Consider the following 12,664-nt stretch of genomic DNA (forward strand, 5'->3'; position numbering starts at 1 on the left):
GCAGAACGGCGATTTTCTGAATTTGCGCCTCGTCGGAAGGGATGTCGCGAGAATATTGGCACCCGGAACGCGTCCTCTGTGACGAAAATAGGCCCTTCGTGACTGGAGTCGATCGCCAGCCACGAAAGGCCAATCTTCTAATTATTGGGGTTGCTGCTCACCTCGTAGGGCGGGCTAGATGCCGCGGGTACCGTAGGGTCCGAAAATAAGTCGGATGAGGAAGCGGATGAACCGGAAAATGTATTTCCCGGGGAACCATCCACTTCGAGTCTGCTGAGCCGCCTGAAGATCGCGTGAACCGCCCCGACCGTCAAACAGCCACCAACCCGGGGCCGTCGGTGCGCCGCCGAATCCCAGCACGCCTGGGCTCGCCGGTGCTGGCAGAGTGGCTGGACTGGCCGGCAACGGCATCGTTACCGGGCTGATCGGAGCGGGCGCGAGGGGTGCCGCCTGCGCCGCTGGAATAGATATGAGACTCGCGCCAGTTGCGATTGCGCAGCCTGCGACTCCCACCCGAACTTTTGTACCGAATGTTGTCATGTTCCGGTTCCCCTCCCTAAAAACAATCTGTGGCTTAGCGTACACCGCTCTCAGGTAATCAACAACAGAAACAATTGTTAATTTCAGTTTGCAAGGATTGGGATAGCCAAAGCTGCCTACGCAATTTCGTTCCCCTCGCTAACGAGCCCATCAGTGCACGTCTGCCCTGTTGAGGCATAGATTGGTACAAACAATCGGAGACGCTTGCATCCAAAGTCACAGCCCCACGCCGATGTTGCTGGCGTTTACTCTGTAGGCGATGAATCACGATCAAATGAGGCAGAACCTGAGAATCACAGATTTGCAACGTTCGCTGGTCGACCAGCAGAAGGTGTGGCGCCATATATATGTAGTCGAGGAGACCGGCTCCACCAACGCCGATCTGTTGGCGCGTGCGGCGAACGGCAAGGACATCGACGGTGTGGTGCTGCTCGCCGAGTACCAGCGTGCGGGCCGCGGTAGGCACGGCAGAAGCTGGTCGGCACCCCCGCGTTCCCAGATCGCCATGTCGGTGGGCATTAACACCAGTGGGGTCCCCAGCGCAGCGTGGGGTTGGCTTCCTCTACTTACCGGTGTCGCGGTGGTGGACGCCGTCTTGGAGGTCTGCGGCATCACCGCGGGTCTCAAGTGGCCCAACGACGTCCTCGTCGGCACCGGGAAGCTGGCAGGCATCCTCGCCGAGGTGGCCGCACCTGAGCCGGTCGTGGTCGTCGGCCTGGGCCTGAACGTGACCATGACAGCCGAAGAGGCGCCTGATCCCGTCGCCACCAGCCTGGCCATGCTGGGCGTCGACGCTCCCGACCGCACCATCCTGGCCCAGGCCGTCCTCGAGCACCTGGCCACCCGTGTCGCCGCCTGGCGAAGCGCAGGGGGCGCCGACGCCGCGCTGAAGGCCGACTATCGATCGCGCAGCGTCACGATCGGTCGCCGCGTCCGGGCCAGCCTGCCTGGCGACAGGGCGGTCGAGGGCACGGCGGTAGACATCGACGACCTTGGACGCCTTCAGATCGATACCGGCACCGAAATATTCACCGTCTCCGCCGGTGACATCACCCATTTGCGGCCGGTCTAGCCGTAGAGTTCCACCGTGGGCTACCCCGAGAATGTGCTGGCCGCTGACGAGCAAGTCGTGCTGCATCGGCATCCACACTGGAAACGACTGATCCTGCCGGTGCTCATCCTGCTCGTGGCCACCGCCGCAGCAACCTTCGTCGCGGGTTACGTCAACACCCTCAGTTGGGACGCCAACGCCAAGAAGATCATCTTCCTTGTCATCTGGGTGATCTGGCTGGTGCTCGCCTGCTGGGCCACGCTGTGGCCCTTCCTGAACTGGCTGACGACACACTTCGTGATCACCGACCGCAGGGTGATGTTCCGGCACGGACTGGTCACCCGCACGGGCATCGACATCCCGCTGGCACGGATCAACAGTGTCGAGTTCCGGCACGGGCTGATCGACCGGATGGTGCGCACCGGCACCTTGATCATCGAGTCGGCCTCACAGGACCCGTTGGAGTTCAACGACATTCCGCAAGTGGAGCGCGTCCACTCGCTGCTATATCACGAAGTCTTCGACACGCTCGGCGGCGAGGAGTCCGACAGTCGGTCTCCGGGAAGGCGCTGACGCCGCCGCGTCGGCTGCAGCGGGGTCACGTTCGACGGATCATGCTCGCGGTGTTCGTGCGCGTCCTCCATCGCCTCGGCGATGCCGCCCGCGGTGAGCGTGGACTCGACGGCCTTGTCCGGGGCGCGGTCGAACTCGTCGGGGAAGACCCAGCGCCGGAACGCCCAGAACCGGAACCCCATCTGCAGCAAATTGCCGACGACGTACGCGGAGACGAAGTCGGCGATGTTCTCGGTGGTCAGCGAAACGTCGGGCACGCGCAGGTGCAGTACGTAGCTGGAGAACCACAGCGGGGCCATGCAGATCACCACGCCTATACCGCTGAAGCCGAAGAACAGCAGCGCCTCGTGGTGGCGTTCGCGGCCGCCGCGGTTCTGGAAGCTCCATTCCCTGTTGAGGATGTAGGAGGCGATCACCGCGACGATGCCTGCGATGATCTTCGCCGTGACAGGCTTGGGCTCCAGCACCGTCAGCTTCAGCGTGTAAAAGACCGCCGAGTCGATGACGAAGGTGGTCGCGCCGACTATGGCGAACTTGATGAGCTCGTGGTGCCGTTCAAAGTACGGCCGGATCGGGCGCGGCAGCCGCGCGATCGTGGCGTCGGTGAAGGACACGACAAGCGAGTGTACGGAAACAACGCACCCGACGCTTACCCGTGCAGGTCACGGCGGCGCACGCCATGACACCATGAACGCTGTGCCGGTACCCAAGGTGACCATGATCGGCGGCGGACAGCTGGCCAGGATGACCCATCAGTCAGCTATTGCCCTGGGTCAAGCGCTGCGTGTGCTCGCCGTCACACCCGATGACCCCGCGGCGCAGGTCACGCCCGATGTGGTGATCGGTTCGCACACCGACCTCGACGCACTCCGTCGTGCGGCCGAAGGCGCCCAGGCATTCACCTTCGACCACGAACACGTGCCGACCGATCTGCTGGAGAAGCTGGTCGCCGAGGGCGTCAACGTGGCACCGCCACCCGAGGCGCTGATCCACGCCCAGGACAAGCTGGTGATGCGACGGCGGCTGGAGGCCATCGGGGCGCCGATTCCGCGCTACGCCGAGGTGACCGACCCCGCCGAGCTGGATGCGTTCGCCCTGGGCCAACCGATCGTGCTCAAGACCGTCCGTGGCGGCTACGACGGTCGCGGGGTGCTGCTGGCCCGCGATCTCGACGAGGCGCGCGACTTCGCGGCGCGCAATCTCGCCGAGGGAATCGCGGTTCTGGCGGAGGAGCGCGTCGATATGCGGCGGGAGCTTGCCGCGCTGGTGGCCCGGTCGCCGTTCGGCCAGGGCGCCGCGTGGCCGGTGGTGGAGACCGTGCAGCGCGACGGCATCTGCGTCGAGGTGATCGCGCCAGCACAGGATCTCGATAGCGAGACCGCAAGCGCGGCAGGGCAGCTGGCGTTGCGGTTGGCCGCCGAACTGGGCGTGGTCGGGCTGCTGGCTGTCGAGCTGTTCGAGACCGTCGACGGCGCACTGGTCGTCAACGAGCTGGCGATGCGACCGCACAACTCCGGGCACTGGACGATGGACGGCTCGCGCACCAGTCAGTTCGAGCAGCACCTGCGCGCGGTGCTCGACTACCCGCTCGGCGACACCACACCGCTCGCACCGGTGACGGTGATGGCCAATGTTCTTGGCGCAGAAGACAAATCAGACATGGGCATGGACGAACGACTGCACCATCTGTTCGGCCGGATCCCCGACGCCAAGGTGCACCTCTACGGCAAAGAGGAGCGCCCAGGCCGCAAGATCGGGCACGTCAACGTCGTCGGCGACGACGTGGCGAAGCTTCGTGAACGGGCCACCCGGGCGGCACACTGGTTGTCGCACGCGGAATGGACCGACGGATGGGACGAACACGCATGAATGCACCGGCACGGGTCGGCGTGATCATGGGCAGCGACAGCGACTGGCCGGTGATGGAAGCGGCCGCACATGCGTTGGCGGAGTTCGACATTCCCTTCGAGGTCGGCGTGGTGTCAGCGCACCGCACACCCGAACGCATGCTCGACTATGCGCGCACGGCGGCCGACCGCGGCATCGAGGTGATCATCGCAGGCGCAGGCGGTGCGGCCCACCTGCCCGGGATGGTCGCGTCGGCCACGCCGTTGCCGGTGATCGGCGTCCCGGTGCCGCTGGCCCACCTTGACGGCCTCGATTCGCTGCTGTCCATCGTGCAGATGCCTGCGGGCGTTCCGGTGGCGACGGTGTCTATCGGCGGAGCCCGGAATGCCGGGCTGTTGGCGGTCCGCATCCTCGGCGCTGCTGATTCGGCGTTGCGTGGGCGGATGGTTGCGTTCCAGCAGGACCTGGAAGGCTTGGTGTTGCAAAAAGACGACGCGTTACGCCGGCGGCTGATGGGGGATTCGGAATAGCGGCGGCTACAAAGCCCGCGGGTCGACATCGTCTGACTGCTTGCGCGAAACGTATTTCGGCATCGGGATGTGGCCGGTCTGGGCGGCGTGTGTGCCGGCTTCCACGACCGAAGAACCACGGAACCAACGCGGCTTGCCGTGCCATCCGCAGTCGCATGCAGCAATGCGTCGGAAGGGACGCCCATCGACAGATATCTGCATGAATTGGTGTGCAAGGGGAGCCTGCATAGGTAGCAAAACTAACCGGCGTACATGGGAGTGTGCAATGACCGTCCTGAAACTGTCCTGAGAACTTGGCCGTATTGTGACACTGCGGTGTCCCGGGCGAGATTGCCGTTTGCCTACGCGCGGTTTCCTCGTGCAGGCGCGATCACGGTAAAATTACCGGTGAGTAGCAAGGAGTTCTCATGGGTGGTAACCCCGATTTCGACGTGTTCAAGCTGCCCGACGAGCACAACGAACTGCGCGAGGTGTTGCGCAACCTGTGCGAGAAGGAGATCGCGCCGTACGCCGCCGACGTCGACGAAAATTCGCGCTTCCCCGAGGAGGCCCTCAAGGTCCTCAGCCAGTCGGGTTTCTCGGCTATCCACGTGCCCGAGGAGTACGGCGGACAGGGCGCGGACTCCGTGGCCACCTGCATCGTCATCGAAGAGGTAGCCCGAGTTGATGCGTCTGCCTCCCTGATCCCTGCGGTGAACAAGCTGGGCACCATGGGCCTGATTCTCAGCGGGTCTGACGAGCTGAAGAAGCAGGTACTGCCTGCCGTCGGGTCCGGTGAGGCGATGGCTTCCTACGCGTTGTCGGAGCGGGAGGCCGGTAGCGATGCGGCCGCGATGCGTACGCGCGCGAAGCAGGACGGCGACTCGTGGATCCTCAACGGCACCAAGGCGTGGATCACCAACGGCGGCAAGTCCACGTGGTACACCGTGATGGCGTCCAGCGATCCGGACAAGGGTGCCAACGGCATCTCGGCGTTCATGGTGCACCGCGACGACGAGGGCTTCACCGTCGGGCCCAAGGAGCGCAAGCTCGGCATCAAGGGGTCACCGACCACCGAGCTGTACTTCGAGAACTGCCGGATTCCCGGTGACCGAATCATCGGGGAGCCCGGCAGCGGGTTCAAGACCGCGCTGAAGACCCTCGATCACACCCGGCCGACGATCGGGGCGCAGGCCGTCGGTATCGCCCAGGGCGCGCTGGACGCGGCAATCGCATACACCAAGGACCGCAAGCAGTTCGGCAAGTCGATCAGCGACTTCCAGGGTGTGCAGTTCATGATCGCCGACATGGCGATGAAGGTGGAAGCGGCGCGGCTGATGGTCTATACCGCTGCGGCGCGCGCTGAGCGCGGCGAGCCGGCGCTGGGGTTCATCTCCTCGGCGTCGAAGTGCTTTGCCTCCGATGTCGCGATGGAGGTCACCACCGACGCCGTGCAGCTGTTCGGCGGTGCGGGCTACACCCAGGATTTCCCCGTCGAGCGGATGATGCGCGACGCCAAGATCACCCAGATCTACGAAGGCACCAACCAGATTCAGCGCGTCGTGATGTCGCGGGCGTTGTTGAAGTAGGAGTCGCAGGTCAGGCGTGGCTGCTGCCGTTGGAGCCCTGACGGCGTGTCGGCCTGGCTTCATCGGAATCGTTGTCGGCACGGACGTCGGAGTCGGCATCGGCGTCGGCATCGGAGTCAATCGATTCGATCGTCATCGACGCTTCTTGTTGTTGCTCGCATGCCCTGTGCAGGGCATTGAATCCACAAACGAACGACACCATCGCCGCCAGCGCCCACGCGTTGCCGATCGCCCATTCCCAGCCCGTTCTTGTGGCGGCCCCGACCAGCCAGAAGACCGCGATCGCCACAGCCGGATATCCGGCGACGATGTAAAACCGGGCGTCGGCGCTCGCCGACCAGCACGGATGGCGCCGCGTGCGGAGATGCCACACCGTGAGCCCCACCATCGTGAGGATGGCAGCGACGGTGGAACTCATGGCGATTCCCCGCTTCTAGAGCGCGTGACGCGCTGTTCGTAGCCAGTATTGCACGCTTCGGTATGACAGTTCAGTGAACACACAGGTGTAGTTCGCAGCCCTGGCCCACGGATGGCTCTTGGGGATTTGCTGAATTTACGGCTCAGCTAATTTTCGTAGAAGATCCAGCCGGCCATGCCACCCTCCAGGTGGTAGGTGTTATGGCAGTGGGTGATCCACTTCCCCGGGTTGACGGTGTCGAAATCCACCTCGACGGTATTCCTGGGCGCCACCAGCACGGTGTCCTTGCGTGCGCGCGGACCGTCGCGACCCACCACCTCAAACGTGTGCCCGTGCAGGTGAATCGGGTGGAACATCATGGACTCGTTGATCATTCGCATCCGTACCCGTTGGTCGGGTTTCACGCCGATGCCGTCGGCCGTCGGATCGTAGAGCCTGCCGTTGAACGGCCAGGTATAGCCGGCGCCCGGCCCGCTCAGCCGCGCCTCGATCACCTGGTCGGGCGTGCGAGCCGGCAACGTCACCTCAGGAGTCGGCGACAGGGTCGCGGTGTCGAGCACCAGCTCCTTGCGCACCGCGGCGACGAAGTCGTCGACCTTCGCAGCGCTCGGCGCTCCACCGACGCGGATGTTGAGCTGGGCATGTCCCTGCTTGCCCTCTGGCACGGCGACCACCGGAACCGACGCGTTGACGGTGAACACGGCGTCGACGCGCTCACCCATGCCGAGGATGACCGACTTCGTCTTGATGGGCATCACCGGATAGCCGTCGGTGGCGATGACGTTCAGGTCGGTGTCCGGCACGGCAACGCGGAACGCGGTGTCGGATCCGGCGTTGATGACCCGCAGCCGGACGCGCTGTCCGGCGCGATAGTCGCGCACCTCGGGGTCGGCGGGGACGCGGCCGTTGACGACGAAGTACGGATAGGTGACGTCGCCGCCGTCGGCGCCGAGCGGCGTCGTCGGGCTCACACCGGGCCCGCCGGGCTCCATCGGCTTCATCCCGTTCTTGCGCAGGTTCTCAAGCACCTGGTCCGGGTTAGTTCCGGTGCCGTCGATCCAGTCGTCCAGCACGACGACCAATTCCTCGTCGTAGTCGGCCTTTTCGGCCGGATCCTCGATGATCAACGGGCCGTAGAGACCGCGGTCCAACTGCGTGCCGACATGCGAGTGATACCAGTACGTTCCCGCGTCGGGCACCATGAACTCGTAGGTGAAGTCTCCGCCCGACGGGATCGGCGACTGCGTCAGCGGCGGAACGCCGTCCATGTCGTTGACGATCGCCAGCCCGTGCCAGTGCACGCTGGTGTCGGCGGGCAGCTTGTTCGTCACCGCAACGCGCAGCGTTTCACCCTTGCGGATGCGTATCTCGTTCCCAGGGACCCGCCCGTTGTATGCCCACGTCCGCACCGACACACCGCCGAGGTCGATATCGGTCTCGGCGGGCTCGAATTTCAGGTCGACGGCCGGCGCGGGCGGCGGCGACGCCCTGGGCGATGCGATCGGCGCCTCGGCCGCTCGCGACGAGCACCCCGCCGCCACCCCGGCGGCCGCCGTCAGCACCAGGAAGTTTCGCCGGTTGATCATGAAGCTGAGCGTGGCACTTCCGTGCCGGCGATGTGCCGAGACTGCGGACAGATTGTCGAAACCGCCGGCAGCGCGATCTGCCGGCTGGCTCGATGCTAGATAGCTTTAGCTGCCCGACCCGCCGAACGGCTTCGCCTTGTCGACCGGCACGGCCATCGAGGTCTGTTCCGTCGCGGAGTACGCGACGGTCGCAGTATCGCCAAGGGTCATCCCCGGTGCCGACACCACCGCCGGAGCGGCTGGGCTGGCGCCGCCCGTCAAGACACTCACAACGCCCATGGCAACCATGGCGCCGCCACCCACCAGAGCCGCGTACGTCTTTACCCTTTTCCCGGGTCGCCGAATGACAGGCATTTCATTTCCCCAATCACTTATTTGTGCGGAGCGAGGCCACAAGCACTGCTCCGTTAAGAAGCCACCAAACTCGCGCCGAGGAAAATGTGAGAGACCTCCTAAGCGGACTTTCAGGAGACTCTGCTCTGATCGACAGAGTCCAGAATCAGCCGCGGGTCGTCTTCTCCGTTTGCCTGCGCCGATCCAGCTGGGTCGGATCCGGATTGGCGACCTGCACCAACGACCCGCCTGCGGTGAAAATCGCGAGCAGGTTGTCGGTTAGCTCGTCGGCGCTGTCCCAGCGTCGGGTCGAAAGAACCCTGTCATCTGCTTTCAGGTTCTGCGCGGCGGCGGAATCGGCTGCGGCGGCGAGGAGCTCGTCGGCCGAACGGCCGTCCAGCGCCGGGCCCGGCTGTCGCTCGGGGACGACCTGGTCGCCGTGCACGCGCACCGACGTCGCATAGTCGGTGATCCCGACCGGCAGGTCGGCGACGGGCTTGCCGAAGGGGTCGAGGGACAGCACGGCGATCTCACCCGGCCCGACGGCGGCCTCGGCCTCGGCCAACCGGTCCGCCGTGCACAGCGCGACGTCGGCCTCGCCGGGACCGAGCACGACCTCGGCCCCGATGTACCAGACGCCGAGCAGCACCGCCGCGGTCTGCCAGTGTGCGGGCAACAGCACGGCGATCCGGCTGCCGGGTCCTGCGCCCAGTTCGTCGCGAAGCAGGTTGGCGGTCTTGGCCGCCCAGTTGAGCAGAGTGACCGTCGACAGCTCGATCCGCTCTCCTGTCGCGTCGTCGTAGTAGGTGATCCGCGGGCCGACGGGATCCCGGTTGAGAAGCGGGTCGAGCAGGGCGGAGCTGAGATTCGTCAATTCACGCAGTCCGGGTTGTCCGAACCCGCGGTGATGATCGGCGACGGGGCAGGGGGAGCGTCCTCGCCTGTCGAGTCGCTGGCCGCCGGGTCGACGGTCTCCAGCGTCGGGTCGGTGCCGTCAAGTCCGGAGCCGGGGCCGGTGTAGTCGTTGCCCAGCACCACCCGCACCGTCCCCGGCTGAACCGTCGGGTCGGCGGTCACTGGCAGGCCACCCAGATCCTTCGAAACCGCTTGTGCGCCAAGGTCATCGACCGCGTTGGCTAGCACCTGGCTGGTCGCCAGGACGCCCTCGTCGTGGTTGCCGACCGGCCCTTGCGCGAAACCCTTCTCGGTCAGCACCGTCGACACCGATGCCGCAAGCCCGTTGATGTCGGTGGCGTTGACCACCTCGGCGGCGGTCTTGCTCGGCGTGTATGCGAGCTCCTCGGTCTTGCCCGCGTCCTGGTCCTGCAACAGCCCGTCGACCCACTTGTGCACTTCGCTGGGATCGACGCGGACGACGCTCTGCATCCCGTCGTCGCTCCAGCCGTTCTCGTCCAGCACCGGGATGGTCGCGAACGCGACATTGCCCGCCGCCAGCTTCTGCAGCTGTTCGGCGAACTGCATGACATCCCAGCCGTCGGACAGCACCACCGACCGCTGCACCGCTTCCTGCAGGCGGTTGAGGGTGGCGGGGCTGGACAGTGTCTTGCCCGAGATCACCTGGTGGGCAAGGGAAGCCATCACCACCTGCTGACGCACCACCCGGTCGAGATCGCCGCGCGGCAGGTCGTGGCGCTGCCGCACGAAGCTCAGTGCCTGCGGGCCATCCAGCTTCTGCCAGCCGGCGGGGAAGTCGGCACCCGAAAGTGGTTCGTACACAGCATCTTTCAGGCAGACATTGACGCCGCCGAGCGCGTCGGTGATCAGCGCGAAGCCGAGCAGACCGATCTCGGCGTAGTGGTCGACGGTGACGCCGGTGAGGTTGGCGACGGTCTTGATCAGCGCCTCGCGGCCCGCCTCGTTGGCTTCCGGCTCCGCGACCGCTGGGTCGACGCCCTGGTCCTCGACCAGCTGCTTCATCTTCTCCAGGTGGACCGACCCGTAGACGCCGTTGATCTTCATCTTGCCGATGCCGGGCGCCTCGACGTACGAGTCGCGCGGGATCGAGATGGCGGTCGCCGACTTCCCGTTGTTGGGGATGCGGATCAGGATGATCGTGTCGGTGTTCGTCGACTCGTCGTCGCCCGCCCGCAGGGCGGCCAGCTCCTCCTGAGACAGCGGGTTGCCGTGCGCGTCGGTGCGGCTGTCCAGCCCGACCAGCAGGATGTCGATGGCGCCGTCCTCGCCGCCACCGCCGAGGGCGGCCGACGAGATGTGGTTGATGCCGGATTCGAAGGACCGGATCTTGCTCCACGCCACGCCGGTCACGATGACGACCGTCGCTGCCACGATGACAGCGATGGTCCGCAAAACCCGGGATGGCATCAGCCCAGGTTACTTGGGTTCGGGCCGCAGATCCGGTAGCCGCTTTCGGCGTGCCAGACTCAGCTGGTGGGTAATCGGATCGTTATCACGGGTGCTGGCGGGCAGGTCGGGCGCTATTTATCGGCCGAAGCCGGGCGGCGAAGCCTCGACGTGCTGGCCTTGACCTCGGCGCAATGGGACATCACCGACGCCGACGCGGCGCGACGTTTCGTTGCGCCCGGCGATGTTGTGGTGAACTGCGCGGCCTTCACCGCGGTCGACGCCGCCGAGAGCGATCCCGAGCGCGCGCACGCCGTCAATGCGGCCGGGCCGGGCATCGTCGCGCGTGCGTGCGCTGCCGTTGGCGCGCGGATGATCCACATCTCGACCGACTACGTGTTCAGCGGGTCGTTCGACGGCGCGCCCCGGCCCTATGACGTCGACGACGCCACCGGGCCGCTCAGCGTCTACGGCAAGACCAAGCTGGCCGGCGAGCACGCGGTGCACGCGGCGCTGCCGGATGCCCATGTGGTGCGGACGGCGTGGGTGTACACCGGCGTCGGGTCCGACTTCGTCGCGGTAATGCGGAAGCTAGCGGCGGGTGACGGCCCGATCAACGTGGTCGTCGACCAGATCGGGTCGCCGACCTACGTCGCGGACCTCGGCTCAGCGCTGTTGGAGATCGTCGGGCGACCGACGGTGCCGCCGCTGCTGCACGTCGCCAACGACGGCGCCGCCAGCCGGTTCGAGCAGGCGCGCGCGGTGTTCGAGGACGTTGGAGCCGATCCTGACCGGGTGCGACCCGTGTCGAGCGAGGACGCGCCGCGGCCCGCAGCGCGGCCACCGTATTCGGCGCTTTCGAGCCGCGCTGCTGCGGTGGCGGGCTTGACGCCGCTGCGGCCGTGGCGGGACGCGTTGGCCGAGGCGATCAGAAATTAACCGTCCCGATACCCTCGACGCCGTGAGCGACGAATTGGTAGCTGTCGCGTGAGCGACGAGTTGACGGTCGTCGCGTGAGCGACGAATTGACAGTGGTGACGGTGACGTATTCGCCGGGACCCCACCTCGGCCGGTTCCTCGCGACGCTTTCGCACGCCACCGAACGGCCGGTGAGGGTGATCATGGCCGACAACGGGTCGACCGACGGCAGCCCCGAGGAGGCGCTGGAACGGTTCCCCAACACCCGGCTTCTGCGCACCGGCGGGAACCTCGGCTACGGCACGGCGGTGAACCGGGCCGTCGCGGAGCTCCGCAACGATTCCGCTGACCTCGACCTGTTCGTCGTCGCCAACCCGGACGTGCAGTGGGGCCCCGGCAGCATCGACGCGCTGCTGGAGGCGGCGGGGCGCTGGCCGAGGGCGGCCTCGCTTGGCCCGCTGATCCGCGATCCCGACGGCTCGGTCTACCCGTCGGCGCGGCACCAGCCGAGCATCATCCGCGGCGGCATGCACGCCGTGATCGGTCCGGTGTGGCGGTCCAACCCGTGGACGGCGGCCTATCGCCAGGACCGGCTCGAGCCCAGCGAACGCCCGGTCGGCTGGCTGTCTGGATCCTGTCTGTTGCTGCGCGGCGCCGCCTTCGATCAGGTCGGCGGCTTCGACGAGCGCTACTTCATGTATATGGAAGACGTCGACCTGGGAGATCGGCTCGGCAAGGCCGGCTGGCAGAACGTATACGTTCCTTCTGCGGAGGTTTTGCACGACAAGGGCCACTCCACTGGCCGCGACCCCGCCCGCAACTTGGCCGCACACCACAGGAGCACCTACACTTTCCTCTCTGACCGGCACAACAAGCCGTGGCAGGCGCCGCTGAGGTGGACGATGAGAGGCGCGCTCGAAGTGCGCTCGCGACTGGCAGTCAGAAGCAGTCGACGGAAGGTGAGAGGACGGCATTAG

General features: G+C 65.9%; 13 protein-coding genes. 7 read left to right on the plus strand and 6 right to left on the minus strand.

Going from position 1 to position 12,664, the window contains the following annotated elements; translation table 11 throughout:
* Positions 1 to 799 precede the first annotated feature (799 nt).
* Both D6M19_RS12580 and D6M19_RS12585 read left to right on the plus strand, forming a co-directional pair.
* Positions 800 to 1,612 carry a biotin--[acetyl-CoA-carboxylase] ligase gene (locus D6M19_RS12580; protein ID WP_123025567.1) on the plus strand — a complete coding sequence of 271 codons (813 nt, stop codon included), beginning with the start codon at positions 800 to 802 and terminating at the stop codon, positions 1,610 to 1,612.
* 15 nt (positions 1,613 to 1,627) lie between these two features.
* Positions 1,628 to 2,164: a PH domain-containing protein gene (locus D6M19_RS12585; RefSeq protein ID WP_123025568.1), complete on the plus strand. Its 537-nt coding sequence runs from the start codon at positions 1,628 to 1,630 to the stop codon at positions 2,162 to 2,164.
* Here D6M19_RS12585 and D6M19_RS12590 read toward each other — a convergent pair.
* A complete protein-coding gene (locus D6M19_RS12590) occupies positions 2,101 to 2,778 on the minus strand; it encodes a GtrA family protein (RefSeq protein ID WP_123025569.1) in 678 nt (225 codons plus the stop codon). The genes D6M19_RS12585 and D6M19_RS12590 overlap by 64 nt on opposite strands.
* Before the next feature lie 103 nt (positions 2,779 to 2,881).
* On the opposite strand from D6M19_RS12590, the gene D6M19_RS12595 reads away from it, so the two are divergent.
* From D6M19_RS12595 to D6M19_RS12605, 3 genes are all read left to right on the plus strand, one after another.
* Positions 2,882 to 4,033 carry a 5-(carboxyamino)imidazole ribonucleotide synthase gene (locus D6M19_RS12595; RefSeq protein WP_234834841.1) on the plus strand — a complete coding sequence of 384 codons (1,152 nt, stop codon included), beginning with the start codon at positions 2,882 to 2,884 and terminating at the stop codon, positions 4,031 to 4,033.
* Positions 4,030 to 4,542: a 5-(carboxyamino)imidazole ribonucleotide mutase gene (gene purE / locus D6M19_RS12600; protein ID WP_123025571.1), complete on the plus strand. Its 513-nt coding sequence runs from the start codon at positions 4,030 to 4,032 to the stop codon at positions 4,540 to 4,542. Before D6M19_RS12595 ends, purE begins: the two co-directional genes overlap by 4 nt.
* Positions 4,543 to 4,949: 407 nt before the next feature.
* Positions 4,950 to 6,110, plus strand: a complete 1,161-nt coding sequence (locus D6M19_RS12605; protein ID WP_123025572.1) for an acyl-CoA dehydrogenase — start codon at positions 4,950 to 4,952, stop codon at positions 6,108 to 6,110.
* A 10-nt stretch (positions 6,111 to 6,120) separates the two neighbouring features.
* Here D6M19_RS12605 and D6M19_RS12610 read toward each other — a convergent pair whose 3' ends face one another.
* From D6M19_RS12610 to D6M19_RS12625, 5 genes are all read right to left on the minus strand, one after another.
* Entirely contained in the window at positions 6,121 to 6,528 is a 408-nt protein-coding gene (locus tag D6M19_RS12610) for a hypothetical protein (protein ID WP_206428513.1), read from the minus strand.
* Positions 6,529 to 6,674: 146 nt separating this feature from the next.
* Positions 6,675 to 8,114, minus strand: a complete 1,440-nt coding sequence (locus D6M19_RS12615) for a multicopper oxidase family protein (protein WP_123025573.1) — start codon at positions 8,112 to 8,114, stop codon at positions 6,675 to 6,677.
* Positions 8,115 to 8,219: 105 nt separating this feature from the next.
* Positions 8,220 to 8,384 (minus strand): hypothetical protein, encoded by a 165-nt coding sequence (locus tag D6M19_RS34230; protein ID WP_164478464.1) that lies wholly within the window; start codon positions 8,382 to 8,384, stop codon positions 8,220 to 8,222.
* A 229-nt stretch (positions 8,385 to 8,613) separates the two neighbouring features.
* Positions 8,614 to 9,321 (minus strand): TIGR03089 family protein, encoded by a 708-nt coding sequence (locus D6M19_RS12620; RefSeq protein WP_123025574.1) that lies wholly within the window; start codon positions 9,319 to 9,321, stop codon positions 8,614 to 8,616.
* Positions 9,318 to 10,790 (minus strand): LCP family protein, encoded by a 1,473-nt coding sequence (locus tag D6M19_RS12625; RefSeq protein ID WP_123025575.1) that lies wholly within the window; start codon positions 10,788 to 10,790, stop codon positions 9,318 to 9,320. The genes D6M19_RS12620 and D6M19_RS12625 overlap by 4 nt, the downstream gene beginning before the upstream one ends.
* A 66-nt stretch (positions 10,791 to 10,856) precedes the next feature.
* Here D6M19_RS12625 and rfbD point away from each other — a divergent pair, with 66 nt between their 5' ends.
* Both rfbD and D6M19_RS12635 read left to right on the plus strand, forming a co-directional pair.
* Complete coding sequence (gene rfbD / locus D6M19_RS12630) at positions 10,857 to 11,708, plus strand: dTDP-4-dehydrorhamnose reductase (protein ID WP_123025576.1); 852 nt, start codon at positions 10,857 to 10,859, stop codon at positions 11,706 to 11,708.
* A 74-nt stretch (positions 11,709 to 11,782) separates the two neighbouring features.
* The gene (locus D6M19_RS12635) at positions 11,783 to 12,664 is read left to right on the plus strand and encodes a glycosyltransferase family 2 protein (RefSeq protein WP_123025577.1); all 882 of its coding nucleotides are present in this window, start codon (positions 11,783 to 11,785) and stop codon (positions 12,662 to 12,664) included.

Source organism: Mycolicibacterium stellerae (assembly GCF_003719305.1).
GTDB classification, from domain to species: domain Bacteria; phylum Actinomycetota; class Actinomycetes; order Mycobacteriales; family Mycobacteriaceae; genus Mycobacterium; species Mycobacterium stellerae.

Bases quoted from the DNA above. Each gene is read 5' to 3' on its own strand.
- D6M19_RS12580 (WP_123025567.1), top strand. From the start codon at position 800: ATGAATCACGATCAAATGAGGCAGAACCTGAGAATCACAGATTTGCAA.
- D6M19_RS12595 (WP_234834841.1), top strand. From the start codon at position 2,882: ATGATCGGCGGCGGACAGCTGGCCAGGATGACCCATCAGTCAGCTATT.
- purE (WP_123025571.1), top strand. From the start codon at position 4,030: ATGAATGCACCGGCACGGGTCGGCGTGATCATGGGCAGCGACAGCGAC.
- D6M19_RS12605 (WP_123025572.1), top strand. From the start codon at position 4,950: ATGGGTGGTAACCCCGATTTCGACGTGTTCAAGCTGCCCGACGAGCAC.
- D6M19_RS12610 (WP_206428513.1), bottom strand. From the start codon at position 6,528: ATGAGTTCCACCGTCGCTGCCATCCTCACGATGGTGGGGCTCACGGTG.
- D6M19_RS12615 (WP_123025573.1), bottom strand. From the start codon at position 8,114: ATGATCAACCGGCGAAACTTCCTGGTGCTGACGGCGGCCGCCGGGGTG.
- D6M19_RS12625 (WP_123025575.1), bottom strand. From the start codon at position 10,790: ATGCCATCCCGGGTTTTGCGGACCATCGCTGTCATCGTGGCAGCGACG.